At 60.3% G+C, this 25,131-nt stretch carries 29 protein-coding genes, 1 tRNA gene and 1 riboswitch; of the genes, 24 read left to right on the top strand and 6 right to left on the bottom strand.

Features of this window, described 5'->3' with window-relative positions:
* The first annotated feature begins 8 nt into the window (after positions 1-8).
* The 3 genes from ACIQWS_RS11510 (at position 9) to ACIQWS_RS11500 (ending at position 2,329) form a co-directional block, all read left to right on the top strand.
* On the top strand, positions 9-1,136 hold the full coding sequence (locus ACIQWS_RS11510; protein WP_403176746.1) for an ATP-dependent RecD-like DNA helicase: 1,128 nt from the start codon (positions 9-11) through the stop codon (positions 1,134-1,136).
* Positions 1,137-1,162: 26 nt separating this feature from the next.
* Complete coding sequence (locus ACIQWS_RS11505; protein WP_403176743.1) at positions 1,163-1,564, top strand: GNAT family N-acetyltransferase; 402 nt, start codon at positions 1,163-1,165, stop codon at positions 1,562-1,564.
* An 81-nt stretch (positions 1,565-1,645) separates the two neighbouring features.
* Complete coding sequence (locus ACIQWS_RS11500; protein WP_403176737.1) at positions 1,646-2,329, top strand: DUF930 domain-containing protein; 684 nt, start codon at positions 1,646-1,648, stop codon at positions 2,327-2,329.
* On the opposite strand, the gene ACIQWS_RS11495 is transcribed toward ACIQWS_RS11500, so the two are convergent.
* Positions 2,323-3,024, bottom strand: a complete 702-nt coding sequence (locus ACIQWS_RS11495) for a TenA family protein (protein ID WP_403176734.1) — start codon at positions 3,022-3,024, stop codon at positions 2,323-2,325. The two genes, ACIQWS_RS11500 and ACIQWS_RS11495, sit on opposite strands and share 7 nt — an antisense overlap.
* Before the next feature lie 140 nt (positions 3,025-3,164).
* Here ACIQWS_RS11495 and ACIQWS_RS11490 point away from each other — a divergent pair, with 140 nt between their 5' ends.
* The 5 genes from ACIQWS_RS11490 to ilvC all read left to right on the top strand — a co-directional run bounded on the left by ACIQWS_RS11490 (position 3,165) and on the right by ilvC (position 9,078).
* Positions 3,165-3,905 carry a pyridoxine 5'-phosphate synthase gene (locus tag ACIQWS_RS11490; protein ID WP_346306964.1) on the top strand — a complete coding sequence of 247 codons (741 nt, stop codon included), beginning with the start codon at positions 3,165-3,167 and terminating at the stop codon, positions 3,903-3,905.
* Between the two features lie 142 nt (positions 3,906-4,047).
* Positions 4,048-5,973 (top strand): potassium transporter Kup, encoded by a 1,926-nt coding sequence (locus tag ACIQWS_RS11485; RefSeq protein ID WP_223612784.1) that lies wholly within the window; start codon positions 4,048-4,050, stop codon positions 5,971-5,973.
* A 77-nt stretch (positions 5,974-6,050) separates the two neighbouring features.
* Complete coding sequence (locus tag ACIQWS_RS11480) at positions 6,051-7,274, top strand: FAD-dependent oxidoreductase (RefSeq protein WP_403176726.1); 1,224 nt, start codon at positions 6,051-6,053, stop codon at positions 7,272-7,274.
* Positions 7,275-7,379: 105 nt separating this feature from the next.
* On the top strand, positions 7,380-8,024 hold the full coding sequence (locus ACIQWS_RS11475; RefSeq protein ID WP_346306242.1) for a TetR/AcrR family transcriptional regulator C-terminal domain-containing protein: 645 nt from the start codon (positions 7,380-7,382) through the stop codon (positions 8,022-8,024).
* 34 nt (positions 8,025-8,058) lie between these two features.
* The gene (gene ilvC, locus ACIQWS_RS11470) at positions 8,059-9,078 is read left to right on the top strand and encodes a ketol-acid reductoisomerase (protein WP_188343638.1); all 1,020 of its coding nucleotides are present in this window, start codon (positions 8,059-8,061) and stop codon (positions 9,076-9,078) included.
* A gap of 53 nt (positions 9,079-9,131) precedes the next feature.
* On the opposite strand, the gene ACIQWS_RS11465 is transcribed toward ilvC, so the two are convergent.
* Positions 9,132-9,488 (bottom strand): BA14K family protein, encoded by a 357-nt coding sequence (locus ACIQWS_RS11465; protein WP_346306240.1) that lies wholly within the window; start codon positions 9,486-9,488, stop codon positions 9,132-9,134.
* 323 nt (positions 9,489-9,811) lie between these two features.
* Here ACIQWS_RS11465 and ACIQWS_RS11460 point away from each other — a divergent pair, with 323 nt between their 5' ends.
* The 4 genes from ACIQWS_RS11460 (at position 9,812) to ACIQWS_RS11445 (ending at position 12,846) form a co-directional block, all read left to right on the top strand.
* Positions 9,812-10,927, top strand: coding sequence for an endonuclease/exonuclease/phosphatase family protein (locus ACIQWS_RS11460; RefSeq protein WP_403176715.1), 1,116 nt, complete (start codon positions 9,812-9,814; stop codon positions 10,925-10,927).
* Between the two features lie 3 nt (positions 10,928-10,930).
* Positions 10,931-11,641, top strand: a complete 711-nt coding sequence (locus tag ACIQWS_RS11455; protein WP_403176711.1) for an NUDIX hydrolase — start codon at positions 10,931-10,933, stop codon at positions 11,639-11,641.
* A 108-nt stretch (positions 11,642-11,749) separates the two neighbouring features.
* Positions 11,750-12,667, top strand: a complete 918-nt coding sequence (locus ACIQWS_RS11450) for a PhzF family phenazine biosynthesis protein (protein WP_403176709.1) — start codon at positions 11,750-11,752, stop codon at positions 12,665-12,667.
* Between the two features lie 103 nt (positions 12,668-12,770).
* Positions 12,771-12,846: transfer RNA gene (locus ACIQWS_RS11445), tRNA-Lys, on the top strand.
* Positions 12,847-12,900: 54 nt separating this feature from the next.
* On the opposite strand, the gene ACIQWS_RS11440 is transcribed toward ACIQWS_RS11445, so the two are convergent.
* On the bottom strand, positions 12,901-13,512 hold the full coding sequence (locus ACIQWS_RS11440; protein WP_403176704.1) for an FkbM family methyltransferase: 612 nt from the start codon (positions 13,510-13,512) through the stop codon (positions 12,901-12,903).
* Between the two features lie 582 nt (positions 13,513-14,094).
* Between ACIQWS_RS11440 and ACIQWS_RS11435 the strand changes: the two genes are divergently transcribed.
* The 7 genes from ACIQWS_RS11435 to ACIQWS_RS11405 all read left to right on the top strand — a co-directional run bounded on the left by ACIQWS_RS11435 (position 14,095) and on the right by ACIQWS_RS11405 (position 19,808).
* Positions 14,095-14,439, top strand: coding sequence for a RidA family protein (locus tag ACIQWS_RS11435; protein WP_403176701.1), 345 nt, complete (start codon positions 14,095-14,097; stop codon positions 14,437-14,439).
* A 249-nt stretch (positions 14,440-14,688) separates the two neighbouring features.
* Positions 14,689-14,964 (top strand): 30S ribosomal protein S21, encoded by a 276-nt coding sequence (gene rpsU, locus ACIQWS_RS11430; protein WP_105732257.1) that lies wholly within the window; start codon positions 14,689-14,691, stop codon positions 14,962-14,964.
* A 208-nt stretch (positions 14,965-15,172) separates the two neighbouring features.
* Positions 15,173-15,742, top strand: coding sequence for an NAD(P)H-dependent oxidoreductase (locus ACIQWS_RS11425; protein WP_346305905.1), 570 nt, complete (start codon positions 15,173-15,175; stop codon positions 15,740-15,742).
* 89 nt (positions 15,743-15,831) lie between these two features.
* Positions 15,832-15,948: riboswitch (TPP riboswitch) on the top strand.
* 97 nt (positions 15,949-16,045) lie between these two features.
* Positions 16,046-17,878 carry a phosphomethylpyrimidine synthase ThiC gene (thiC, locus tag ACIQWS_RS11420; RefSeq protein ID WP_403176694.1) on the top strand — a complete coding sequence of 611 codons (1,833 nt, stop codon included), beginning with the start codon at positions 16,046-16,048 and terminating at the stop codon, positions 17,876-17,878.
* Entirely contained in the window at positions 17,878-18,831 is a 954-nt protein-coding gene (gene thiO, locus ACIQWS_RS11415; RefSeq protein WP_403176688.1) for a glycine oxidase ThiO, read from the top strand. The genes thiC and thiO overlap by 1 nt, the downstream gene beginning before the upstream one ends.
* A gap of 2 nt (positions 18,832-18,833) precedes the next feature.
* Positions 18,834-19,031 (top strand): sulfur carrier protein ThiS, encoded by a 198-nt coding sequence (thiS, locus tag ACIQWS_RS11410; RefSeq protein ID WP_130270072.1) that lies wholly within the window; start codon positions 18,834-18,836, stop codon positions 19,029-19,031.
* A 3-nt stretch (positions 19,032-19,034) separates the two neighbouring features.
* Positions 19,035-19,808, top strand: a complete 774-nt coding sequence (locus tag ACIQWS_RS11405) for a thiazole synthase (protein ID WP_403176680.1) — start codon at positions 19,035-19,037, stop codon at positions 19,806-19,808.
* On the opposite strand, the gene ACIQWS_RS11400 is transcribed toward ACIQWS_RS11405, so the two are convergent.
* The gene (locus ACIQWS_RS11400; protein ID WP_403176677.1) at positions 19,809-20,408 is read right to left on the bottom strand and encodes a class I SAM-dependent methyltransferase; all 600 of its coding nucleotides are present in this window, start codon (positions 20,406-20,408) and stop codon (positions 19,809-19,811) included.
* 16 nt (positions 20,409-20,424) lie between these two features.
* A complete protein-coding gene (locus tag ACIQWS_RS11395; RefSeq protein ID WP_223612798.1) occupies positions 20,425-20,874 on the bottom strand; it encodes an Rrf2 family transcriptional regulator in 450 nt (149 codons plus the stop codon).
* Between the two features lie 305 nt (positions 20,875-21,179).
* On the opposite strand from ACIQWS_RS11395, the gene ACIQWS_RS11390 reads away from it, so the two are divergent.
* The 5 genes from ACIQWS_RS11390 (at position 21,180) to cysW (ending at position 24,441) form a co-directional block, all read left to right on the top strand.
* Entirely contained in the window at positions 21,180-21,371 is a 192-nt protein-coding gene (locus ACIQWS_RS11390) for a hypothetical protein (protein WP_223612799.1), read from the top strand.
* Entirely contained in the window at positions 21,344-21,649 is a 306-nt protein-coding gene (locus tag ACIQWS_RS11385) for a hypothetical protein (protein WP_403176671.1), read from the top strand. The genes ACIQWS_RS11390 and ACIQWS_RS11385 overlap by 28 nt, the downstream gene beginning before the upstream one ends.
* Complete coding sequence (locus tag ACIQWS_RS11380; RefSeq protein WP_403176669.1) at positions 21,646-22,650, top strand: sulfate ABC transporter substrate-binding protein; 1,005 nt, start codon at positions 21,646-21,648, stop codon at positions 22,648-22,650. Before ACIQWS_RS11385 ends, ACIQWS_RS11380 begins: the two co-directional genes overlap by 4 nt.
* A gap of 101 nt (positions 22,651-22,751) precedes the next feature.
* Complete coding sequence (gene cysT, locus ACIQWS_RS11375) at positions 22,752-23,594, top strand: sulfate ABC transporter permease subunit CysT (protein WP_403176665.1); 843 nt, start codon at positions 22,752-22,754, stop codon at positions 23,592-23,594.
* Between the two features lie 19 nt (positions 23,595-23,613).
* Positions 23,614-24,441 carry a sulfate ABC transporter permease subunit CysW gene (gene cysW / locus ACIQWS_RS11370; RefSeq protein ID WP_403177747.1) on the top strand — a complete coding sequence of 276 codons (828 nt, stop codon included), beginning with the start codon at positions 23,614-23,616 and terminating at the stop codon, positions 24,439-24,441.
* A gap of 5 nt (positions 24,442-24,446) precedes the next feature.
* Here the strand turns inward: cysW and ACIQWS_RS11365 are convergent, their stop codons facing one another.
* Positions 24,447-25,010, bottom strand: a complete 564-nt coding sequence (locus tag ACIQWS_RS11365) for an alpha/beta hydrolase (RefSeq protein WP_403177744.1) — start codon at positions 25,008-25,010, stop codon at positions 24,447-24,449.
* Positions 25,011-25,131: the final 121 nt, after the last annotated feature.

The raw sequence follows: 25,131 nt of genomic DNA, 5'->3' as shown, positions 1-25,131 counted from the left end.
TCAGGGCCATGCAATTATCACCACAACAGGATGAGGCGCTCAGCGCCGTTTCCAAATGGCTGAAAGACGGGCGCAGCCCGCTTTTTCGGCTTTTCGGCTATGCCGGTACCGGCAAGACGACGCTGGCCCGCTATTTCGCCGAGCATATTGACGGGGACGTGCAGTTCGCCGCTTTCACCGGCAAGGCCGCGCAGGTTCTGCGCTCGAAGGGCGCTGCCAATGCGCGGACGCTGCATTCGCTGATCTATCGCCCGCGCGGCGAAGAGGCGGTCGAGGATGAAACCACCGGTAAGACCAGCATCGCTCCGACCTTCTCACTCAACCGGCAAAGCCCGGTTGCCAAGGCCAAGCTGATCGTCGTCGACGAGTGCTCGATGGTGGACGAACAGCTCGGCCGCGATCTCATGAGCTTCGGCACGCCCATTCTGGTGCTGGGCGACCCCGGCCAGCTGCCGCCGATATCCGGCGGCGGCTTCTTCACCGAACACGAGCCGGATTTCCTGCTCAGCGAAATCCACCGGCAGGCGCGCGACAACCCGATCCTGCGCCTGGCGCTTGACGTGCGCGAGGGACGTGAATTCGGCTACGGCGATTTCGGTGCGGCCAAGGTCATCTCCAAGAACGAGGTGACGCAGGATCTGGTGCTCGGCGCCGATCAGGTGCTGGTGGGTACGAACCGCACCCGCCGCCGCTACAATCAGCGTCTGCGCGAGCTCAAAGGGTTCAGCGCTTCGTTTCCGCAGGCGGGCGACAAGCTGGTGTGCCTGCGCAACGATCCGGCCAAGGGACTGCTCAACGGCTCGCTATGGAAGGTCATGACCTCGTCGCGGGAGACCGTCAAACCCGGCATCAACCTGCTGGTGGCGCCGGAGGATGAAGAGCCGGGCAGGGGTGTTGCCAAGATCAAGCTGCTCAAGGCGCAGTTCGAGGATCCCGATACGGAAATTCCGTGGCAGACCAAGAAGCGCTACGACGATTTCGACTATGGCTACGCGCTGACGACCCACAAGGCGCAGGGCTCGCAGTGGAATGAAGTCGTGTTGTTCGATGAGAGCTTTGCTTTCCGCGATACGCGCGACCGCTGGCTCTACACGGCCATCACCCGCGCGGCCGAACGGCTGACGGTGGTGCGTTAAGGTCTTGTCTGCCGGGAGGGGCGAATATGGATTTGCAGTGGATTGACCGGATAGAAGGCGCCCATCGGCAGGAGCTTCACGCACTCTACCGGAATGAATGGTGGACCAAGAACCGGCAGTTCGACGATGTCGTGCGCATGCTGGATCACTGCGACATTGTCATCGGTTGCTGCGCCGAGGGCAAGCTGGTGGGTTTTGCCCGCGTTCTGACCGACTATGTCTACAAGGCCATGATCTTCGACGTGATTGTTGATGAAAAATTCCGCGGGACAGGATTGGGGCAAAAGATCATGGAGCGCATCAAAGGCCATGAGAAGCTCCAGTCCATGGCAAGCTTCGAGCTTTACTGCCCGGATCGCCTCATCCCGTTCTACGAGAAAATGGGCTTCGCCGCAGGCACATCCTCCCTGCTGCGCCATCAGCCCTGACTCCAATCGCGCGTTGCGTTCACTTGAAGAGCGTGTCTTTGTTCTGTGTGATGTGAACAGTCGGCCGGGAGAGTGAGTTCGGTGAGCTTGGTGGCAGGCGAAACCTTTGCGAATGCCCCATTGAGGGAGGCAAGCACCAGCGGCGTCATTGTCTCTGCTGTGCTGCACCTTTTGCTTGTACTGGCTCTCATCGCCTTGGCGAGGCCATTTCGCTTCAATGCGCCCTTGGAAGAGACCATCGATCTTCAGATCGTACCGGCGGCGGCTCCGGAAACAAAACCCGCCGATCTGCCTGTTCTCCCTCCTGTATCCGCGCCGCTTCCCGATGCTCTGCCGGCGCCAAGGCAGGAAGCGGCCTCCGCTGCAATGGAGCAGCCGGCCATGCGCAAAGCGACGACCATGCTGTCGGCGGGTGTGCTGGCCGATCCACGCAGCCGGCAGACGCGCGAAGCGCTGCCAACGCTGGAACTTGGCACGAGGCTTGAACAGATCTGCAATCTGGAAGCCATGGCGCAAGTGGCGAAATGGGACAAAAGCTTCAAGCCGGATCGGGTCATCGCCTATGCCATGGCCGCTACGAAGGTTAAATCCGGTGTCATAACCGCCACGGGTGCAGCCATGCGCAGTGGTGGAAACTGGTACAACCTGGCGTTCAACTGCGGAATATCGCCGGAGACGCAGCAGGTTCAATCCTTTGAATTCACAGTAGGCAAGCCCATTCCCCGCGAGGAATGGGCCGATCATGCGCTTGCCCCGGTCTATTGAGCAAGCGCCGCACCACGTAGTCCCATCGACCAGAATCCGGCCTCCAGCCGTGTCGCCACGCGGAAACGGCGATTGAGCGTCTTCCAGCGCCCGGACGTTTGCGGTGAGGGACCGAGCCGGGCATGGACACTGCTTTCGATGAGCCGTCCGACCGCGTGACAGGCCTCCTGATAGTCCTTGCCCGCATAGGCATCGATCCACGGTTGATAGGGATTGCCTGCCGATGCGGTGGCTGCGAGACGCGCGCCGATTTCGCCATAACCCATGACGCAGGGTGCAAGAGCCGCAATGAGATCAAGGAAGTCACCCGACAATCCGGCATCGATGACGTAGCGGGTATAGGAGAGGTTCTCCGGTTCCTCGTCGGTCTGCAGCAGCCTCTCGCGTGAAATTCCGGCCTTCGCGCATATCTCGATATGCAGCGGCATTTCATGATTGACCAGCGCATGGACCGTTGCCGATGCCAGCGCCAGTTCCTCATGGCTTTCCGCCTTCAGGACAGCCATGCCCCAGGCCCGCGAGAAGTGGAACAGAAAGATGTAATCCTGGACGAGATAGTGCAGAAAAGCCGTTTGGGGCAGGGAACCGTCGCCGAGGCCGCGCACAAAGGCGTGGTCGACATAGGCGGACCAGTCGGATGCGGCATGCGCGCGCCATTGGGCAAAAAGCGGTGAGGAAAAATCGGATGGGCTCATCAAATCGTACTCTTTGCGGGCAAGAACTTGCGAGGCGAGGGGCGGGCCTGCGAACATCTTTCGGGTCGTACCAGATTCCAATGTTTAATGTTCGTTTTCTGCTGTAAAGATCAGGACAAGAAAAAACATTGGACTTCAGCATGACAGCTTCCCTTTCCGTGAACCTCAATGCAATCGCCATGTTGCGCAACCGCCGCGACCTGCCCTGGCCCAGTGTGATCGGGCTTGGCCGCGTGGCCTTGGCCGGCGGTGCTGCGGGCCTGACCGTGCATCCGCGTCCGGACGAGCGGCATATCCGCTTCTCCGACCTGCCGGAGATCCGCGCCCTGATCGATGACGAGTTTCCGCAGGCCGAATTCAACATCGAAGGGTATCCGACGGCGCAGTTTCTCGATCTCGTCGCCAAGAACGAGCCCGAGCAGGTCACGCTGGTGCCGGACGATCCGGCGCAGGCCACGTCCGATCATGGCTGGGACCTGAAGAAGGACGGCGATTTCCTGGCGCCGATCATCCGGCAGCTGAAACACCAGTCGGCGCGGGTATCCCTGTTCATCGATGCCGATCCGGCTGCACCGGCGCTCGCCAAGGCGCTCGGGGCGGATCGCGTCGAACTCTATACCGGCCCCTATGGCGGTGCGCATGACGATCCGCGCCGCGAGGCACTGGAGCTCGACCGGCTGGCGAAGACCGCTGAAGCGGCGGCGAAGGCGGGCGTTGCCGTCAATGCCGGGCATGATCTGACGGTCGCCAATCTGCCTGCTCTGGTCAAAAGAGTGCCAAATCTGGTGGAGGTTTCCATTGGTCACGGGCTGACAGCCGATGCTTTGACGCACGGTATGTCGCGGGCTGTGGAAAGATTCATGAATGCGCTTCAAGTCTAGTACGTTGATTCGCGTACAGGATTTGCGTTGCCATGCGTTTTTGCATAACGTGGGATGACAGCTATGTTAAAATGGCGATTGATATTGCGGTGCAACACGACTAACTCGTCCGCCCACGCTGTCGGAGCGAGGGAAAACCTGTATGAGTGACCAGCAAGTTGGCGACGAGAACTGTTTAAACGGTACCGCCGCCTATGAACCGGAACCGCATCACAAAGAAGCATTTCCGGTTCTTGTGCTAGGCGCCCTCGGCGTTGTCTATGGCGACATCGGGACAAGCCCGATCTACGCCTTTCGCGAAGCGCTTCATGCCGCATCGCTCGACGGATTCCTGAGCAGGACCGATATTCTCGGTGTTGTCTCCATGATCTTCTGGGCGCTGACCCTGATCGTCACCATCAAATATGTTTTTTTCGTGCTGCGCGCCGACAATGACGGCGAGGGCGGTATCCTGTCGCTGATGGCGCTGGCGCGCTCGAGTTTCAAATCCCGGCCACAGCTCATTCTCGGTCTCGGCATTGTCGGTGCGTCGCTGTTTTACGGCGATGCGGTGATCACCCCGGCCATTTCGGTGCTGTCGGCGGTTGAAGGTCTGGAGATCGTCACTCCGTCGCTGGAACCCTTCGTGGTGCCCATCACGCTGGTCATCCTGCTGACGCTGTTTTCCGTCCAGCGTTTCGGGACGGCGCGCGTTGCCACGATTTTCGGCCCGATCACCCTGTTGTGGTTTCTGGCCATCGGCTTTTTCGGTGCATGGCACCTGTTCGACGATATCAGCATTTTTGCCGCCGCCAACCCGTATTACGCGGTGGATTACATCCTCGAAAACCCGGCAACGGCGTTCCCGACCATCGGCACGGTGTTCCTGGCGGTGACCGGTGCGGAAGCGCTCTATGCGGATCTCGGCCATTTCGGCCGCAAGCCGATTGCCACGGCCTGGGTCTGGGTCGTCTTCCCCTGTCTGCTCCTGAACTATTTCGGTCAGGGCGCCTTCATTCTGGCGCATGGCGAGTCGGCCAAAAACCCGTTCTTCGAGATGTTCCCGCATTGGGCATTGCTGCCGATGGTGCTTCTGGCCACGGCGGCCACCGTCATCGCCAGTCAGGCGGTTATCTCGGGCGCCTATTCGCTGTCGCGCCAGGCGGTGCAGCTCAATCTCCTGCCGCGCCTCAACATCGAACACACCTCCGAGAAGCAGTCCGGCCAGGTTTACCTGCCGCGGGTCAACATGCTGCTCGGCCTCGTGGTTGTCCTGCTCGTCCTTGGCTTCGAGCGCTCGACCAACCTGGCCTCGGCCTACGGCATTGCCGTGACCGGCAACATGCTGGTGACGACGATCCTGCTGTTCATCGTCATGAGCCGCATCTGGAAGTGGCGCCTTTGGGTGGCCGTCAGCCTGACCGTCGGCTTCATCATCGTTGACCTGACATTCGTCAGCGCCAACCTGATCAAGGTTGTCGATGGCGGCTGGGCTTCCCTCGTGGTGGCATTCCTCATCATCCTGGTGATGTTCACCTGGGTCCGCGGCAGCCGTCAGCTGTTCGAAAAGACCCGCAAGGGCGAAGTGCCGCTCGATCTGATCTCGAAGAAGATGGCGCAGAACCCGCCGCCGCTGGTGCCGGGAACCGCCGTGTTCCTGACAGGCGATCCCAAGAGCACCCCGACAGCCCTGATGCACAGCCTGAAACATTACAAGGTGCTGCACCAGAACAATGTGATCCTGACGGTCATCACCGCGCCGTCGCCGCTGGTCAAGAAGAGCGAGCGGGTCAAGATCGAGCCGATCAACGACCTGTTCATGCGCGTCACGCTGACCTTCGGCTATATGGAGCGCCCGAACATTCCGCGCACGCTGGCGATCTGCCGCAAGCAGGGCTGGAAGTTCGACATCATGACCACGTCCTTCTTCCTGTCGCGCCGCTCGCTGAAGGCATCGGCCCGTTCGGAAATGCCGCATTGGCAGGACCGCCTGTTCATCGCGCTGGCGCGCACCGCCAGCGATGCCACGGAATATTTCCAGATTCCGACCGGCCGCGTCGTGGAAATCGGAACACAGGTAAACATCTGAACCGGCGAGACGCGATATCGGGTTGAAAGACCCGCATCGCGTCTGTATGCCCGTAGCAGAAAACGGGCAGGGTCAGATTGAAAAAACAGCGGATTGCCATTGTCGGTGCAGGGCCCGCGGGGCTCGCCGCCGCGCTCTATCTTCATCGCGCCGGGCATGATGTCAAACTGCTCGAACGGTTTGCCGCCCCTTCGCCTCTCGGCTCCGGCCTCATCCTGCAACCCACCGGCCTGACGGTGCTTGATGATCTCGGGCTGTTCGACAGCATTTCCGGGCTCGGCAACCGGATCGACCGACTCTACGGCGCCGATGCCCTGTCCGGGCGGGCGGTGCTGGATGTCCAGTATGCGGCACTGAAAAGCGGTCGCTACGGCATTGCCGTGCATCGCGCCGCCCTGTTCGATGTGCTGTATCAGGCGGTGTTGCAGGCGCGTATCGATATCAAGACCAATGTCGACGTCGTCACGATGGACACGGGCAACGGCCGGGCATGGCTGATGACCAGTACCGGCCGCAGCATCGGCACCTTCGATCTGGTCGTCGATGCCAGCGGCTCGCGCTCGCGGCTCAAGCAGTTTGCCATCCATCCCTGCGAACCGGAGCCACTGACATACGGCGCCTTCTGGATATCGCTGAAATGGCGCGGGGAGGGGTTTGACACGCGTTCGCTGCTGCAGCGCTACCGTAGGGCTGGCGTGATGATCGGCGTTCTGCCGATTGGCAGGACCGACGTGGGCGGCGATGACATGGCGGCGTTCTTCTGGAGCACAAAGCCGGATGAAGCGGAGGCTCTGCGCGCTGCGGGGATCGAAAGCTGGAAGGACCGGGTGCTGTCGCTCTGGCCGGAATGCTCGGCCTATACCGATCAGATCGGCGGTTTCGACGATATGACGCTGGCGCGTTATGGCCACCATACGCTGGCCATGCCCGCCGGGCGTCACCTCGCCGTCATCGGCGATGCGGCCCACTCCACCAGCCCGCAGCTGGGGCAGGGCGCCAACATGGCGCTGCTGGATGCGCGGGCACTTGCCCATGCCCTTGCCACATCCACGGAGCTCGATGCGGCGCTGTCCGCCTATGCCGCCTCCCGCCGGACGCATGTGCGCGGCTTCCAGGCCCTGTCGCGGGCATTCACCCCGTTCTACCAGTCGGATTCGACCCTGCTGCCCTTTGCACGCGATTGGGTGGTTCCAACCGTGGCGCGTATTCCGCCGGCGCCGCAGCTTCTGGCATCGATGGTATCGGGTACTCTTATCGACCCGTTCCGGCCAATCGGTTTGCAGGAAAAAGCCTGGTTCTAGAAATCTTTTTCATCCCCACTTGCCAAACGATTTTCATGGCTCTAGAACCGAACCGTAACGTACGGTACGGCAAGTGAAGCCGTGAAAGCGAATGGAAGAAGCCTCGTGCAATCTGCTGCGGAAGCCAGTGACAGCCCATTGACAGAGCGTCAGCGCGACGTTCTCGATGCGGCGCTTGGCCTGCTGGTGGAGGCGGGGGACGCGCTGACGATGACCAGCGTGGCGCGCCGCGCCAGCTGTTCGAAGGAAACCCTCTACAAATGGTTCGGCGACCGGGACGGGCTCCTGACCGCGACGGTTCAGTGGCAGGCGTCGAAGGTGCGCGGCGTCACGGTCAGGCGCGACGGACTTGATCTTTCGTCGCTGACCAGCGGGCTGGAACGCTTTGCGTCGGACTGGCTGCGCGTTCTCTCCGGCAAGATTTCCGTGGCGCTCAACCGCGTGGCTGTCAGCCATGCGGGCAGCGACAAGCGCGATCTCGGCGCCATCGTCCTGGAGAACGGGCCGTTTGCCATGGCGCGCCGCCTGATGCCGCTGCTCGAGGTCGGGCGTGAAGCCGGACTGCTGGCATTCGACGATACGGAAGAAGCATTTCGCACCTTTTTCGGACTGGTCGTCCGGGATGTGCAAATCCGGTTGCTGCTTGGCGACCGGTTCGAGTTGACTGATGTGGCAATCGACGGCGAGGCCCGGCGCGCGACACAGCAGTTTTTCGCTCTGTACGGAGCTCATACCAACGGGGCCGCTTAAGGCCGCTGTACGCAACGCTGAAGGGAAGAAATCAATGCGCGTATATTATGACCGCGATGCAGACATCAACCTGATCAAGTCGAAGAAGGTTGCCATTATCGGATACGGTTCGCAGGGCCGCGCCCATGCGCTGAACCTGAAGGACTCCGGTGCCAAGGACGTGCGCATTGCCCTGCGTCCGGGCTCTGCCACCGCCAAGAAGGCCGAAGCCGACGGCTTCCAGGTCGTCAGCGTTGCCGAAGCGGCAAAATGGGCCGACCTGATGATGATGGCGACGCCGGACGAACTGCAGGCCGACATCTACAGGGATCACATCGCCGACAACATCCGCGACGGCGCTGCCATCGCTTTTGCCCACGGCCTCAATGTGCATTTCGGCCTGATCGAGCCGAAGAAGACCGTTGACGTTGTCATGATCGCACCGAAGGGCCCCGGCCACACGGTTCGCGGCGAATACCAGAAGGGCGGCGGCGTTCCCTGCCTCATCGCCATCCATCAGGATGCCTCGGGCAATGCGCATGACCTCGCGCTGTCCTATGCCTGCGGCGTCGGCGGCGGCCGTTCGGGCGTCATCGAAACCAATTTCCGCGAAGAGTGCGAAACCGATCTGTTCGGTGAGCAGGTTGTTCTGTGCGGCGGCCTCGTTGAACTGATCCGCGCCGGCTTCGAAACGCTGGTTGAAGGCGGCTATGCGCCTGAAATGGCCTATTTCGAATGCCTGCACGAAGTAAAGCTGATCGTCGACCTGATCTATGAAGGCGGCATCGCCAACATGAACTACTCGATCTCCAACACGGCCGAGTGGGGCGAATATGTCTCCGGCCCACGCATCATCACTGCCGAAACAAAGGCCGAGATGAAGCGTGTCCTGACCGACATCCAGACCGGCAAGTTCACCTCCGACTGGATGCAGGAATACAAGGCCGGCGCATCGCGCTTCAAGGCTATCCGCCGCAACAACGACAAGCACCAGATCGAAGAAGTCGGTGAAAAGCTGCGCGGCATGATGCCATGGATCGGCAGCAACAAGCTGGTCGACAAAGCCAAGAACTAAGGTCTTCGACCTTTCCAGGAATCAGGCCGATAGAGCGATCTATCGGCCTTTTTTCATTGCAGCGTGCAGGTGCGGCGCGGCCCGCTCAGGGGCTGGTAGGTATTGTCGAAGGCACGGTAGGATTGATAGCGGTCCTGGCAGATCTGCGCCTGGGTGCGGGTCGTCGGCGAGATGATGGGCCGGCGGGTGCGGAAATCGTTGCACCGCGCCGAGCCCGTGCAATTGGGCCCGGCAAGGTTGGCCGGGCTGTCGGTGCCGAGAATCAGCGGCTGCAGTGGAACCGGATCATTGCCGCGCGGGGCCGGACGATAGGGCTGGACCTGCGCAGACGCGGCGCCGAGACCGAGGGTCAGGGCAAGGCCAAAGGCGGCGAGGGCTGTGATCAGGGTCTTCATCATCGTCATGTCCATGCTGTTTTCCCTAATATAGGCCTTTACGCACCCCGCCGCCACCGCCAAGCGGAAATCCCTGCGGTAACGGTTTCGGCACTAGTGGAACGAATTTGACATTCGCGTCGCATTTGACATCGCGCGGTGCATGCGAATGTCAAATTCAAAGTTCCACTAGAGTTATATGGTTGCCAGTGGTCCTTTGATTCTGACATTTGCCTGAATGGCCTGTATCAAAGGAATGCAAATGTCAGAATCGGACCACTGGTTGTAGTGCGGCAATCAGGCTAGGTTCACAACAACGTCCTGCTTCGACTGTCGGTTTCATAATTCAGGGTATGTGAATGTCTGTACGCATCGCCACATTCAACGTCGAAAATCTGATGAACAGGTTTGATTTCTCCGGCTTCAAGAACAATCTGAACAAGGACCGGACGCTGCAGCTGTTCCAGATCAATGACGAGGAACAGTACCGGCAGCTGGAACAGGCGCGGGCCATCGCCCATGCGGACGACACGCGCCAGTTGACGGCGCTTGCCATCGCCGAAACGCATGCGGATATTCTCTGCCTGCAGGAAGTCGACAATATCGGTGCACTGAATGCCTTCGAGTTCGGCTATCTCTTCAAGATGGTCGGCGAGGGCTACCGGCACAAATACATGCTGGAAGGCAATGACAGCCGCGGCATCGACGTGGCGGTGCTGATGCGCGACCAGACCCGGCACGGCGAGCCGATCGAATTCATCGAAATGACCAGCCATGCCCATGTGACCTACAATGATTTCGGTCTGTACAACGCCGAAATCGCGGCGCTTGGGCTTGAGCCGCATGAGCGCATTTTCAAGCGCGACTGCCTGGAGATCGACGTGCGTATCGGCGGGCGGCCGCTCACGCTGTTTGTCAGCCATTTCAAATCCATGGGGCCGCCGCGCAACGGGCTGGACGGGCGCACCGCCTCCATGCCGGTGCGCGTGGCCGAAGCCAAGGCGGTGCGGCGGATCATCGAGGACCGGTTTGCCGATAGCGGCGGTTCGGCCAGCAAGCATTGGGTGATCTGCGGCGATTTCAACGATTATCGCGAACGCATTGTCATTGGCGGCGATTCGCTGGCCGGATACACATTCGATCCGGTGCGCGAGGCGACGAGCAGCGTCGACGTGCTGCTGGACGGCGGGTTCTGCGAAAATCTGGTGGAACGCCGTCCGGTGATGGATCGCTGGACGCTGTACCATACGCGCGGCCCGGAGGAGCGCCACCTGTGCCAGCTCGATTACATCCTCGCGTCGCCCGCATTGGCCAGAACCAACAGCAAGGTTGTGCCCGACATCATCCGGCGCGGCCAGCCATACCGCACGATTTTCCCGCCGGACCAGAAGGTCGAGCTGTTTCCCAGGATCGGCTGGGACCGCCCCAAGGCAAGCGATCACTGCCCCGTTGCCGTCACCTTCAACGTCATCTGACCCATGCACACCATTCCCGAAGCAGCCGTCATCCCGATCCGTCAGGCCATTGTGCGCGTGGAGGAGGGGCCTCTCGCCTACGATGTTCAGCATCGCGCTGACATTGTCGCAAACTGGACACGGGAACTGGCGGCCAATCCCACGCTGTTCGACGGCTCGTTCTTCCTGGCTGAACAGGCAGGGATCGATGCCGGTATTTTCCGCGCGGCTTACAGGCGCACCACCTTTGCCACGATGATGCACTGGAAGCGCAACCGCACGGCTGCAAAGCCTTGGCACATCTTCAGCGTCGGGGTCATGGTATCGGCCGACAACAGGCTGATTGCCGGGCAGATGGGCGCCACGACATCGGCGGCGGGACGGGTGTATTTCCCGGCTGGATCGTTCGATGCGGGCGATCTCGTGGGCGATCAGGTGGATTTCGACGGCAATGCCCAGCGCGAGGTGGCCGAGGAAACCGGCATCGATCTTGGCACCGCATCGCGCCGGGACGACATGGCCTATCTCGTCAGGGTGGAGCGGAGCATTGCCGTGTTCCGGCGTTATTATTTCCGGCAGACCGGAGATGAACTGCTCGCATCCATTCGCGCCACCATTGCCGCCCAGGCCGATCCGGAACTGGAGGGGGTCTGTGCCATTACGGCGGCCGGCGAGATGGGGGAGGCGACGCCGCGTACCTTCGCCACCTTTGGCGACTGGCACTTCAGGCCGTGAACCACGCAACCCATGGCCTGCAGGCTGGAATGTCACCGTCACAAGGTTTATCTTGAACAGCTCTCTCCAGTGTCTACTTTCGCCGAGGGTTTGACGAGGAGTATGCAAATGAGCGGCCGGCACTATCAAGTCTATGATGTTTTCACCGACAAGGTCCTGACGGGCAATCCCCTTGCGGTTGTGCACGATGCAGCCGGGCTGGACGATGCCGCCATGCAGCGGATTGCCGGGCAATTCAATCTGTCAGAGACGGTGTTCGTCCTGCCGGCGGACAATCCTGCCCATACGGCGCAGATCAGGATTTTTACGCCCGATTACGAAATGCCGTTCGCCGGTCATCCGACCGTCGGGTCCGCCATCGCCCTGGCGCAAAGCCGGTTTCCCGATGTGGCGAGCGATCAGGAAACGCTGATCATTCTGGAAGAGAAGATCGGGCCCGTCCGCTGCGGCGTGAAACTCAGCAAGGCGGGAGCATTTGCCGAATTCGATCTTCCCAAGCTGCCGGAACAGGTGCCGTACAATTCCGACAGGATCGCGCTGGCCAATGCCCTGCGTCTCGAACCCAAGGAGATCGGCTTTGAGAATCACGTGCCGACCGTCTGGGATGCCGGCGTGCCTTACCTGCTGATCCCGATTCACGGGCTGGCGGCTGCCGGGCGGATTCGAATCAACCAGGACGCCATGAAAAAGGCCGCGCCTGTGATCGACGGGCGCCAGCTGCCGGTCTATGTCTATTGCCGCGAAACGACGCTGCACGACAGCAATTTTCATGCGCGGATGTTTGTCAGCGACGAGGGCACCTACGAGGACCCGGCAACGGGTTCCGCCACGGCGGCCTTTGCCGGCGCCATCCAGCATTTTGACCAGCCGCTCGACGGATTGTTGCGGCTGTGGCTGGAACAGGGCCAGGAAATGGGCCGTCCATCGCGATTGCGGCTGGAACTGGATATCGCCGACCAGAAGCTTGCCGGCGGTCGTATCGGCGGTTCGGCGGTCAAGACGGCGGAGGGACAGCTTTTTGTTTAAACAACTTATTGTTCAAAGCTGACATAAAGTTTTCAAGAAGGGCTGGACAGGCCGGTTTTGCCCCGTTATAGAGCCCCCACCTTCGGTCGTCAAAGCGGCTGACGGGCACATAGCTCAGTTGGTAGAGCAGCTGACTCTTAATCAGCGGGTCGTAGGTTCGATCCCTACTGTGCCCACCAATCAGAACCCCAGGTCATATCAATGACTTGGGGTTTTCTCATTTTACCGCGATTCTAGAGCACCCGCTGTTTTGGCTTGGCCAGAAGATGAGGGTTGGGCAGGCCGATGAGGTAATTCATGTCGATCTCATGCGCCTCGTGCCATTCGGGATCCTCGTCGATGGAAAAAAGATATCCGCCGGCCGGCAAGGCTTCCATGATGGCAAAGCAGTGGGTACGCGCGTCGACCTGCATGAAGTTGTGAATTTCGATGTCGAGAAACGGCAGCTGCTGCAACACGCCGCGGGCGCCCTTCAGGGCAGCAACCTCGTGTCCTTCCACGTCGATCTTGAGAAAATCCACCTTGCCCAAATCCGCATCGTCCAGCGCGATGACGTCGACAATCAGGTCACCATCGGGAGCATGCACATTGATATCGTTGAGGATGACGTTGCTGTGCGGGGCCAACACCTTGTGGGTGCCCGTTTTCTGCCCGACGGCCTTGCCGTGGGTCACCACATTTGCCAGCCCGTTCAGCTCGGCATTCCGCTGCACGACACCCGCATTGAATGGCAGCGCGTCAAAAGCGGTCACCCTGCCGGCGGGACCCGCTTTCTGGCCGAATAGCACAGTCATCAATCCGTGATGGGAGCCGCAGTCAACAACATGCGATCCCGGTTCGATCAAGTAAATGCAACGCTCGCGAAATCCAGTATAATTGTTGCCAACTGCAACATACCAATGATATCCGATCTCATCGGCGATGCAGAATGGTATAGATCGGTCACCATATCTTATGTTTTCAACGAATGGATATATCAATTACTTATCACTCCCGTCGAATTGTAGGGCACGTTATCATAGATAAGCTTAATATTGCATCATATCGCAAGTACAAAATCAAATTCCTAGGGTTCGCGGCTGGTCCGCCCGACGCTTCCGCTATCAACAGCGCAGTAGCCATGGAATGGTCGAGTATGCAGCGGCGCCTTGAGCCCGCAAGACACATCGCGACAGAAGCAGCCGGTTTCCGCAGCATCCCTTGCCTCCGCTTTCCCATGGTTAACAATGGTGCAGCGGACGGAGGATCCAAACCCTTGCGGCCGCTCGCTTCAGGGGGCGGGGCAAACGAAAACCGTGGGCGGAACCGATGATTTTTGTTGCTTTCCGGCGGGCCCCAACTATAACGCCTTGAACAGGGCCGAATGGCCCTTTTTTCTTATATGCCTGTCCAATATCGATCTACCCAAACTGCTAGAGGAGCTTTCCATGAGCATTCGTCGTATTGAAGTCGGTCCACGCATGAGCCAGGCCGTTATCCATGGCAACACGGTTTATCTCGCAGGGCAGGTAGGTACACCGGGCAAGAGCGTCACCGAGCAGACCAAGGATGTCCTGGTTTCGGTCGAGCGCCTGTTGAAGGAAGCCGGTTCCGACAAGTCCAAGATCCTGCAGGCGATCATCTGGATGGCCGACATGAAGGACTTTGCCGAAATGAATGCGGTTTGGGATGCTTGGGTCGATCCGGCCAACACGCCTGCGCGCGCCACCGGCGAAGCCAAGCTGGCGACCCCGGATTATCTCGTCGAAATCATCATCACCGCTGCCATCTGATTCCCTGCCGAAATCCGTCCGATGCGGCGGATTTGGCAAAGCGACAGGTTCATCCCGGCGGAAATATTGAATTTGCCGGGATGAAATGAAGTGGATGTCAGTAAAACTGCTCCCGTGCACTGGATTTTTAGCGCGGGAATGAATAAAGTCCGCGCTTCTCGGGATTGCCGTTGTGGTAATTCATCAAACGCTTGTCTGATTGTGACGCTTACGCCCGCAAGACGAGACAAGCATGGGTAAGGAAAACGATTGCAAGTTCTCGTCCGTGATAACAATGTTGAACAGGCCCTCCGGGTCCTGAAAAAGAAGATGCAGCGCGAAGGTCTCTTTCGCGAAATGAAGGCGCGCCAGGCATTTGAAAAGCCGTCCGAGCGCCGTGTCCGTGAAAAGGCTGAAGCCGTCAGCCGCGCCCGCAAGGCAGCGCGCAAGCAGGCACAGCGTGAAGGTCTGCTTCCTGGTCCGAAGAAGAAAGAACGCGTTGCCCGTCCAGGTGCCGCTTCCAGCGATTTCAACAACAACCGATAATCAATGACCGGAGTTTCCGGTCCTTGCAAAACGCGACAGAACCCGCACAGCGAGCCATGCTGGAGCGGGTTTCGTTTTGTGAAGACTCCGCCATAACTATCGTCTTCACATCGATATTACCCAGTTTCAAAAAAGTGCCTTCTTGTGCGCCGCATCACGCCGCGCCTATGCATGCTCCATACTCGTCAAGCCTTATGGAGACCTTTCAATGGCACCCAAGCTCAACATCGTCCACGTCAGCACCCGTCCGGGCCGCGCCGGTCAGCCGGTTGCCAAGTGGTTCCATGATTTTGCCAGCCAGGACGGCCAGTTCGAGCCTGTTCTGATTGACCTGGCGGATCTCAACCTGCCGGTTTTCGACGAGCCCAACCACCCGCGCGCCCGCAAGTATGAGCATGCGCACACGAAAAAGTGGAGCGCGCTGATCGAGGCGGGCGATGCGATCGTGTTCGTGACGCCGGAATATGACTATTTCGCTCCGCCGTCCCTGACCAATGCGATCATCTATCTGTGGCAGGAATGGAACTACAAGCCGGTCGGCTTCGTCAGCTATGGCGGCGTGTCGGGCGGCCTGCGCTCGGTCGAATCGGTCAAGGGTCTCATCGCAGGCCTGCGGATGGTTCCCATTCCCGAAGGCGTTCCCGTTCCGGCGTACCAGCAGTTCATCAACGATGAAGGCGTCTTCCAGGCCAATGAACTGGTGACCGCCAGCGCCAACACCATGATTGGCGAATTGCTCAAGTGGAGCAATGCGTTGAAGCCGCTGCGCGCCGCCTGATCCGGTCAAGGCGCCTGGAATCGACCGGGCGCTACACACACGATTTTACCGATTCGCTTGACAAATGGCGGATCGGGCGTTCAATTCAAGACATTCACCAGGGGGGTCCCGACAAGGGGCTGAGATTCTGCTGGCTTTTGCAGCGCAGTGACCCGTTGAACCTGATCCAGTTCATACTGGCGTAGGGACGGTGCGAAAGTCATGCGAGTCAGCCTCGGCACATCCGTATCCGGATTCGCAATCTCTTTTCATCCTTCCGGCACAGAACTGGGTTTCCACGCTTGATTGCTTAGGAGCCTGATGATGACCGCAATTACCCCAACCGTTTCGGCAGGACCGCTGCCGGCCTCGATCAAAATTTACAAACCCGGCCATATCCATCCGGATATCCGCGTGCCATTGCGCCAGATATCGGTGCACCCGACGGCGGGCGAGCCGCCGGTGACGGTGTACGACGCGTCCGGACCCTATACCGATGCCAATGTTGCCATTGACATCGCCAAGGGCCTGCCGCGCATCCGCGCAAGCTGGCTTGCCAGCCATGCCGACCTTGCCGCCTATGACGGCCGCCACGTCAGGCTGGAGGACAATGGCTTCGTCACCGGTGAACGGCTGACCCCGGAGTTCCCGGTACGCAACCGGCCATTGCGGGCGAAGGGCGATAAAGCCGTGACGCAGCTCGCCTATGCCCGGGCGGGGATCATCACGCCGGAGATGGAATATGTGGCGATCCGTGAAAACCTCGGCCGCGACGCGGCGCGGGCGCAGCTGGAGCGCGACGGCAATTCCTTCGGCGCGTCGGTGCCGGATTATGTCACACCGGAATTCGTCCGCGAGGAGATTGCCCGGGGCAGGGCGATCATTCCGGCCAATGTCAACCATCCCGAACTTGAACCGATGATCATCGGCCGCAACTTCCTGGTCAAGATCAATGCCAATATCGGCAATTCCGCAGTGACCTCCTCCATGGCTGAGGAAGTGGAAAAAATGGTCTGGGCCATCCGCTGGGGTGCCGACACGGTGATGGACCTGTCGACCGGCCGCAACATCCACAATATCCGCGAATGGATCATCCGCAACGCCCCCGTGCCGATCGGCACCGTGCCGCTCTATCAGGCGCTGGAAAAGGTCGGCGGCATCGCTGAGGACCTGACGTGGGAGGTCTATCGCGACACGCTGATCGAACAGGCGGAGCAGGGTGTCGATTATTTCACCATCCATGCGGGTGTTCGGTTGCATTACATCCCGCTGACCGTCGACCGTGTCACCGGCATCGTGTCGCGCGGCGGCTCGATCATGGCCAAGTGGTGCCTGCATCATCACCGGGAAAGTTTCCTCTACGAGCATTTCGAGGAAATCTGCGATATCTGCCGTGCCTATGATGTCAGCTTCTCGCTGGGTGACGGGCTGCGGCCGGGTTCCATTGCCGATGCGAACGATGCTGCGCAGTTTGCCGAGCTGGAGACGCTGGGGGAACTGACGCAGATTGCCTGGGCCAAGGGTTGCCAGGTGATGATCGAGGGCCCCGGCCACGTGCCGATGCACAAGATCAAGGCGAACATGGACAAGCAGCTTGCCGTCTGCGGCGAGGCGCCGTTCTATACGCTGGGACCGCTCACCACCGATATCGCGCCCGGCTATGATCACATCACGTCGGGGATCGGTGCGGCGATGATCGGCTGGTTCGGCACCGCCATGCTTTGCTATGTCACACCGAAGGAACATCTGGGCCTACCCAACCGCGACGATGTGAAGATCGGGGTGATCACCTACAAGATCGCCGCCCACGCGGCGGACCTTGCCAAGGGCCATCCGGCGGCACAGGTGCGGGACGATGCCCTGTCGCGGGCGCGCTTCGAGTTCCGCTGGGAAGACCAGTTCAACCTGTCGCTCGATCCCGAAACGGCGCGACTGTTCCACGACGAGACATTGCCGAAGGAGGCACACAAGGTCGCGCATTTCTGCTCCATGTGCGGACCGAAATTCTGTTCGATGCGGATTTCCCACGATATCCGCGCCGAAGCGCAGAAGGAGGGCATGTCGGCCATGGCGGAAAAATTCCGGCAGGGCGGTGATCTCTACATGCCGCTGAAATCAGCAGCCGTGCCCATACCGGTCGGGGGTGATGATTTCTGATGCGCATCCTTGTCAAAGGCGCTGGCGTGGCCGGGCTCACCGCCGCACATGAACTGATGGCGCGGGGCGCAGACGTGACCGTCTTCGACCCGCGCCGCGACACGTCGTCGACCGCCTCCTGGTATGCGGGCGGCATGCTTGCGCCCTATTGCGAGCGGGAAAGCGCCGATGAACAGGTGCTGGAACTCGGATTGAAGGCTGCCTCCTGGTGGGAGGCGGCCCTGCCGGGGCGTGTCGTGCACAACGGTACGCTGGTGCTGGCGCCAGCGCGTGATGCCGGGGAATTGGACCGCTTCGCCTCGCGCACCTCGGGTTTTGCCGGCGTGGACGCGCAGGAACTGGGCAGTCTCGAACCCGACCTTGCGGGGCGGTTCCGCCGGGGGCTGTTTTTCCGGGACGAAGCGCATCTCGATCCGCGCCGCGCCCTGACGGCCCTGGCGGCCAAGCTCGCCGCATCCGGCGTTCGCTTTGAGAACGAGCGGGACGAGGGCAAATTCGACCGCATTGTCGACTGCACCGGTTATTCCACGGCCAAGCCGGATCTGCGCGGGGTGCGCGGTGAGATGCTCATCCTGCAAACCCGCGACATCGCGCTGGCCCGGCCTGTCCGGCTGATCCATCCGCGTTTTCCCGTCTACATCGTCCCGCGCGCCGATCACCTCTTCATGGTCGGCGCGACGATGATCGAAAGCGATGCGACGGGGCCGGTCACCGCCCGGTCGATGATGGAACTGCTCAATGCCGCCTACAGCCTGCATCCGGCCTTCGGCGAGGCAGCGATCATCGAGACCGGTGTCGGCGTGCGCCCGGCCTATGCGGACAATTTTCCGCGCGTCGAGCGGGATGGCCGGGTGATCAGCATCAACGGATTGTACCGGCATGGATTTTTGCTGGCGCCTGCCATGGCGATGCAGGCGGCGGCGATGGCTTTTGACGCAGAGAAGGTAGCTTGATCATGAGACTGATCGTCAATGGAGAGCCGCACGAGGTTGCGGCCAAGACACTGGCCGATTTGCTCGGCGAACTTGAGTATGAGGGCGAATGGCTGGCGACCGCGCTCAACGGCGAGCTGGTGCGGGCGACCGCGCGCGCTGCCGTGGCGCTGAATGACGGCGACCGGGTGGAAATCCTCACCCCCCGGCAGGGAGGCTGAGCCATGCTGACCCTTTATGGCACCGAACTGTCCTCGCGCCTCCTGCTTGGCACCGCGCAATATCCGTCACCGGCGATCCTGATGGATGCGGTGAAGGCATCGGAAACCAGGATCGTCACGGTCTCCCTGCGGCGCGAAATGGCGGGCGGCAAGTCCGGCGACAAGTTCTGGTCACTGATCCAGTCGCTCGGCGTGCATGTGCTGCCGAATACGGCGGGCTGCCACACGGTCAAGGAAGCGGTGCTGACCGCCCAGATGGCGCGGGATATTTTTGCCACCGACTGGATCAAGCTCGAAGTCATCGGCAATCACGACACACTGCAGCCGGATGTGTTTGCGCTGGTGGAAGCAGCGCGGATCCTGACTGCGGACGGCTTCAAGGTGTTTCCCTATACGACGGACGATCTGGTCGTGGCCGAGCGCCTGCTCGAGGCGGGGTGCGAGGTGCTGATGCCGTGGTGTGCTCCGATTGGATCGGCGCTCGGCCCGCTCAACCTGCATGCCCTGCGTGCCCTGCGCGGGCATTTCGCCGAGGTGCCGCTCATCGTCGATGCCGGTCTCGGCCGCCCGTCCCATGCCGCCACGGTGATGGAACTCGGCTTTGATGCCATCCTGCTCAACACCGCCGTTGCCAAGGCTGCCGACCCTGTCGCCATGGCGACCGCCTTCGCCAAGGCGACGGATGCCGGGCACATGGCCTTTCACGCGGGCATGCTGGAGCCGCGCGATGTGGCGGTGCCGTCAACGCCGGTTATCGGAAAAGCTGTCTTTACCTGATCAGGGCTGCTTGGTGGCGATGACGTGCAGCCATTGCGTCGGCTCACGATCATAGCCGCTGCCCATTAGCGCAGCGATATCGATATCGTGCCAGCGATCTTCGCCATAGGCCTGGCGCAGCCATTGCGGCGAGGGATAATTGAAGTAGCGGCCGAAGCGGTCGCGGCCTTCGGCCGTACCGGCCTTGAAACTGGCAAAGAACCGTCCGCCGGGTTTGAGGGCGCGGTTGATATGGCTGATGATAGCGGGCAGGCCGGCGCGCGGCACGTGCAACAGGCAGGCGCTGGCCCAGACGGCGTCATAGGCATTGTCCGCATCAATATGCTCGAACTGCAAGACGTCGACGGCAATGCCCAGGCGCTTCTGCGCTTCGGCGGCGATTTCGGGCGAGCCATCCGTCGGCACCACGTCAAAGCCGCGGGCAAGCATATGGGCCGTGTCGTCACCGCCGCCGCAGCCAAGCTCAAGAATTCTGGCGCCGGGAGACAGCAGGGCGAGGTAGGCGTCGAGATGGTCAAACGCGCGCGCTTGCGACTGGTTGGCGTAACGCACCGCTTCATCGGCGTAAAAGGCCAGTGTTTCCGGATCGTTGGCGGTCATGGTGTTTTCCGAGGGGTTAGCTGTCGAGCACGGCTGCCAGCTTGCCGCCATCGCCATAAGCGAGGCAATCGGCAATCGTGGTCTTATCGAGCACGCCGCGCGTGACATTGGCGACCTCGCTGAAGACATGGCGGATTTCGCACTTGTCCTCGCTGTCGCAGTCTTCGCAGCGCCGGTAGGCAATCTTGCTGAGGCACGGCAGGGGCGCAATCGGCCCGTCGATCAGCCTGAGGACCTCACCGAAGGTGATGTCTTGCGCCTGCTTGAGCAGGAGATAGCCGCCCATTTTGCCGCGGCGGCTCATGACGATGCCCTGATGTTTCAGGTCGAGCAGGATCTGTTCCAGGAACTTCTTCGGAATGTTCTGTTCTTCCGCGATGTCCGAAATGAAAAGGGCCTTTTCGGCATCGGCTCTGGCGAGAACGACAAGCGCCCGGAGCGCATATTTGGCTTTCTGCGAAATCATGATTGTTGCCTGACCACCCTGTGAGATGCAGTCATAGTCCCTCGCGTGACATTTTCTAGTGTTAAAGTGTCAAAGAATAGAGTTTTTTCATGGCGGCCAAATGTCTTAAAAATGGCTGTTAAGGCTCTGAAAAATAATCATTCATTAAGAATTAAGCGCCCGAAAAGTTGCGAAAGCGTTAAAATCGATACACGATTAAACCGGTAGTGATTGTTGACAAATTTTTACAACCGGTCATCATCGGGTATCGGTTGTCTCCTGGAGGCAGCTGCACTCTGCAACCCAATTGTTCCCTGGAGGTCGCAATGTACAGTGAAGTATCCGGCATCTTTAATCGGGCGGAACGCCTGTGGCGCGAGGTATTCGCCTCGGAAACACTCGATACCGATACACGGGATGCGAAGAAGCGGGACAGCGACGAGGCCTCGGCCAAGCGTCATCGCAACTGGACCGAGGAGGATTTCCTCTGGTGCTGGCAGCATCGCGGCTTCTGGTAAGCCGCGCTTTTGTTCACGACGCTGCCTCGCGGCATCGCGGGGTGGAAGCGGATTGCGGAACCGGCCCGGATAGACCGGGCGAATATTTCATTTTAGTCATTTCTTGGTATAAAGTTTTAAGAAAAAAGGTATTGTTGGAATTCCAATTCTTCCGCTCCCGGAGATTTGGCGGCATTCTCAGAAAAAATATCCGTTCTCCTATGACATCGCTGGGTTGGATGGGGCTGGGTTCATTTCGACAGCACGATCCGTGCTGGCTGCTTGGGAGAATGCAATGAAAAAACTGTTCGTCTACGCCACGGTTGCTCTGGCGCTCGGCTTCGGACCGGTGAAAGCCGCAGAGCCGGCCGGAATCCTCAACGTGTCCTACGATGTTTCGCGCGAGCTCTACGAACAGGTCAACAAGGCTTTTACGGCGGCCTACAAGAAAGCGGCCGGCAAGGACATCACCGTCAGCCAGTCGCATGCGGGGTCGTCAAAACAGGCCCGCTCGATCCTGGAAGGGCTTGAAGCCGATGTCGTGACCTTCAATCAGGTCACCGACGTGCAGGTGCTGCATGACAAGGGCAATTTCATTCCCGCCGACTGGCAGTCGCGCCTGCCGAACAATTCCTCGCCCTATTATTCCCTGCCGGCCTTTCTGGTGCGCGCCGGCAATCCGAAGCACATCAAGAACTGGGATGATCTCGTCCGCGACGATGTGAAGGTGATCTTCCCCAATCCGAAAACCTCCGGCAACGCGCGCTACACCTATCTGGCCGCCTATGCCTATGCGCTTGAGGCCAACAACAAGGACCAGGCTAAGGCGCAGGATTTCGTCAAGAAACTCTTTGCCAACGTGCCGGTGTTCGACACGGGCGGGCGTGCCGCAACCACGACCTTTGCCGAACGCGGCATCGGCGACGTGCTGATCACCTTCGAGGCGGAAGTGCTGGGCACGCGCAAGCAGCTGGGCGAAGACAAGTATGAGGCGGTGGTGCCGCCGGTCAGCCTGCTGGCGGAGTTTCCCGTCACTGTTGTCGACAAGGTCGTCGACAAGCGCGGATCGCGGGCAATTGCCGAAAACTATCTCAAATTCCTCTACACGCCGGAAGGGCAGGACATTCTCGCCCAGAATTTCAACCGCGTGCATGACGAGACCATCAAGGCGAAATATGCCGCGCAGTTCCCCGAGACGCGTCTGGTGACCGTGGAGGACGTTTTCGGCGGCTGGGACAAGCTCTCCAAGGAGCATTTCGCTGAGGGCGGCATCCTCGATAAGGTTTTCACCAAGCGCTGATCAGCGGCTGACGAACCCGAAGGCGGCATGGCGTTGGCTGTGCCGCCGCATTCTTTGCAACCCCTGCTTGCTTTCGCACGAACAGGCTTTAGAACCCGAGCATGCCGTTGTTTTCAAAATCCAGCCAGCGTGGACTGTTGCCGGGGTTCAGCCTGACCCTCGGCGTGACGCTGCTGTACTTCGCCATCATCGTGGCGCTGCCCCTGCTGGCGATGCTGTACAAATCGGTCAATCTCGGCTGGTCGGATTTCTGGGCCATCATTTCGTCCGAGCGCGCGGTTGCAACCTACAAGATAACCATCGGCGCCGCGTTGCTGGCTACGCTGTTCAATGCGCTGTTCGGCCTGCTGCTCGCCTGGGTGCTGGTGCGCTATGAGTTTCCGGGGCGGCGGCTGCTGGATGCGGTGGTTGACCTGCCGTTCGCCCTGCCGACCGCCGTTGCCGGTCTTGCGCTCGTCACCGTCTTTTCCGCCAATGGCTGGTTCGGCCGTTATCTCGAACCGCTGGGGGTGAAGGTCGCCTATGCGCCGCTCGGCATTGCCATCGCCATGATGTTCACCAGCATTCCCTTTGTCATTCGCACGGTGCAGCCGGTGCTGGAGGATGTGGCTGTTGATGTCGAGGAAGCGGCGCGGTCGCTCGGCGCGACCAACTGGCAGATTTTTGCGCGGGTGATCTGGCCGGCGATTTTCCCGGCATTCATTGCCGGATGCAGCCTGTCCTTTGCCCGCAGCCTCGGCGAATTCGGCGCTATCGTCTTCATTTCCGGCAATCTGCCGTTCGAGACCGAGGTGATGTCGCTGCTCGTGTTCATCCGCCTCGATGAATATGACTATCCCGCCGCGGCGGCCATCGCCACCGTGATGCTGGTGATGGCGTTCCTCATGCTCTTTGTCACCAATTCCATTCAAGCCTGGCAGCTCCGTTATGCAGACCGCAGCTGATCCCGCCGCCCCGGCAAAAATGCAGTCGTCCCGGCGGCATGGCCAGCGGCCGGCACGCACGGCGCACTGGCTGCTGATCCTCGCCGCCATGGCCCTGTCGGCGCTGTTCATCGGCGTGCCGATCGCGGTGATTTTTACCTATGCGCTGCGCGAGGGCATCTCCGTCTATATCGCGCAGATCACCCAGCCCGCGACATTGCATGCGATCTGGCTGACCGTGCTGACGGCCATCGTCGTGGTGCCGATCAACATGGTCTTCGGCATCTGCGTCGCCTGGCTGGTCACGCGTTTCCGCTTTCCCGGCCGCCGTCTGCTGATCACCTTCATCGAGATTCCGTTCTCCGTCTCGCCGATTGTCGCGGGTGTGACCTATCTCTTCCTCTACGGCAGCCAGGGCCTGCTCGGTCCGCTGCTGGAGAGCTATGACATCAAGATCATGTTCACGGTGCCGGCGATCTTTCTGGTCAGCCTGTTTGTCACCAGCCCGTTCGTGGCACGCGAACTCATTCCGCTCATGCAGGCGCAGGGCAGCGAAGACGAAGAAGCGGCCATCACCCTCGGGGCAACGGGGCTGCAGACGTTCTTCTATGTCACGCTGCCGAATATCCGCTGGGCGCTGCTCTATGGCGCGGTGCTGTGCAATGCGCGTGTCATGGGCGAGTTCGGTGCCGTGTCGGTGGTATCAGGCGCCATTCGCGGCCAGACCAACACGCTGCCACTGCAGATCGAACTGCTGTTCAACGACTACAACGTCACCGGGGCCTTTGCCGCCTCGTCGACCCTGGCGCTGATCGCGGTGGTCACGCTCATCCTCAAATATGTTCTGGAACGCAAGCAGGCTGGCTAGACACTTTACGCCGCCCGCCTTGCGCGAAGGGCATCGTCCGGCCGCCGCATCGACTGCGCCAGGATATAGCCTTCCGGCCATGCGCCGAAGCCGCTGGCAACGTTGATGTGGCCGGCATGGCGCATGTCGACAAATCCCGAGCCCCAGATATCCGCCAGTGCCTGCGCCTTGTTGAAGGACATGTAGGGATCGTCGCGGCTGGCGGCGACGATGGAGGGAAAGCCGAAATCGTGACGCGGCAGCGGGGCAAAGCTGCGGAACTTCGGGTCCTGCACCGCCATGCGCTCGGCATCGGCGGGTGCGACCAGCACGGCGCCTGCCACATGGGCGGCGGAGGGACGGCTGGCCAGATGGGCGACAAGCACGCAGCCAAGGCTATGGGCAACGAGAATGGCGCCGGGTGTTTCCGAGATCGACGCCTCAAGCACGTGCAGCCACTGCGACAGAACCGGGTTTTCCCAGTCATCCTGTTCGACAAGGCGGGCGCTATCGTCATCGGCCAGCCACTGCCGTTGCCAATGGCCTTTCTCGGAGCCGAGATATCCGGGAATGATCAATGTTGTCATCAGGCACCCATCCTTCCAGCTTGGGGAGGAAATGTTGAAATCACAGCCTGAAAATAGGTGCCGCCCCCCATTCTTTGAAGGAATGGGGGTCTAAAGTCGGGGTGTATTGGAAAAAAATTCCAAT

This window comes from Phyllobacterium sp. NPDC097923 (assembly GCF_044760925.1).
Lineage (GTDB): Bacteria > Pseudomonadota > Alphaproteobacteria > Rhizobiales > Rhizobiaceae > Phyllobacterium > Phyllobacterium calauticae.
Note: the sequence above shows the minus strand (reverse complement) of the source record. Positions and strands in the feature narration are given on the sequence as shown.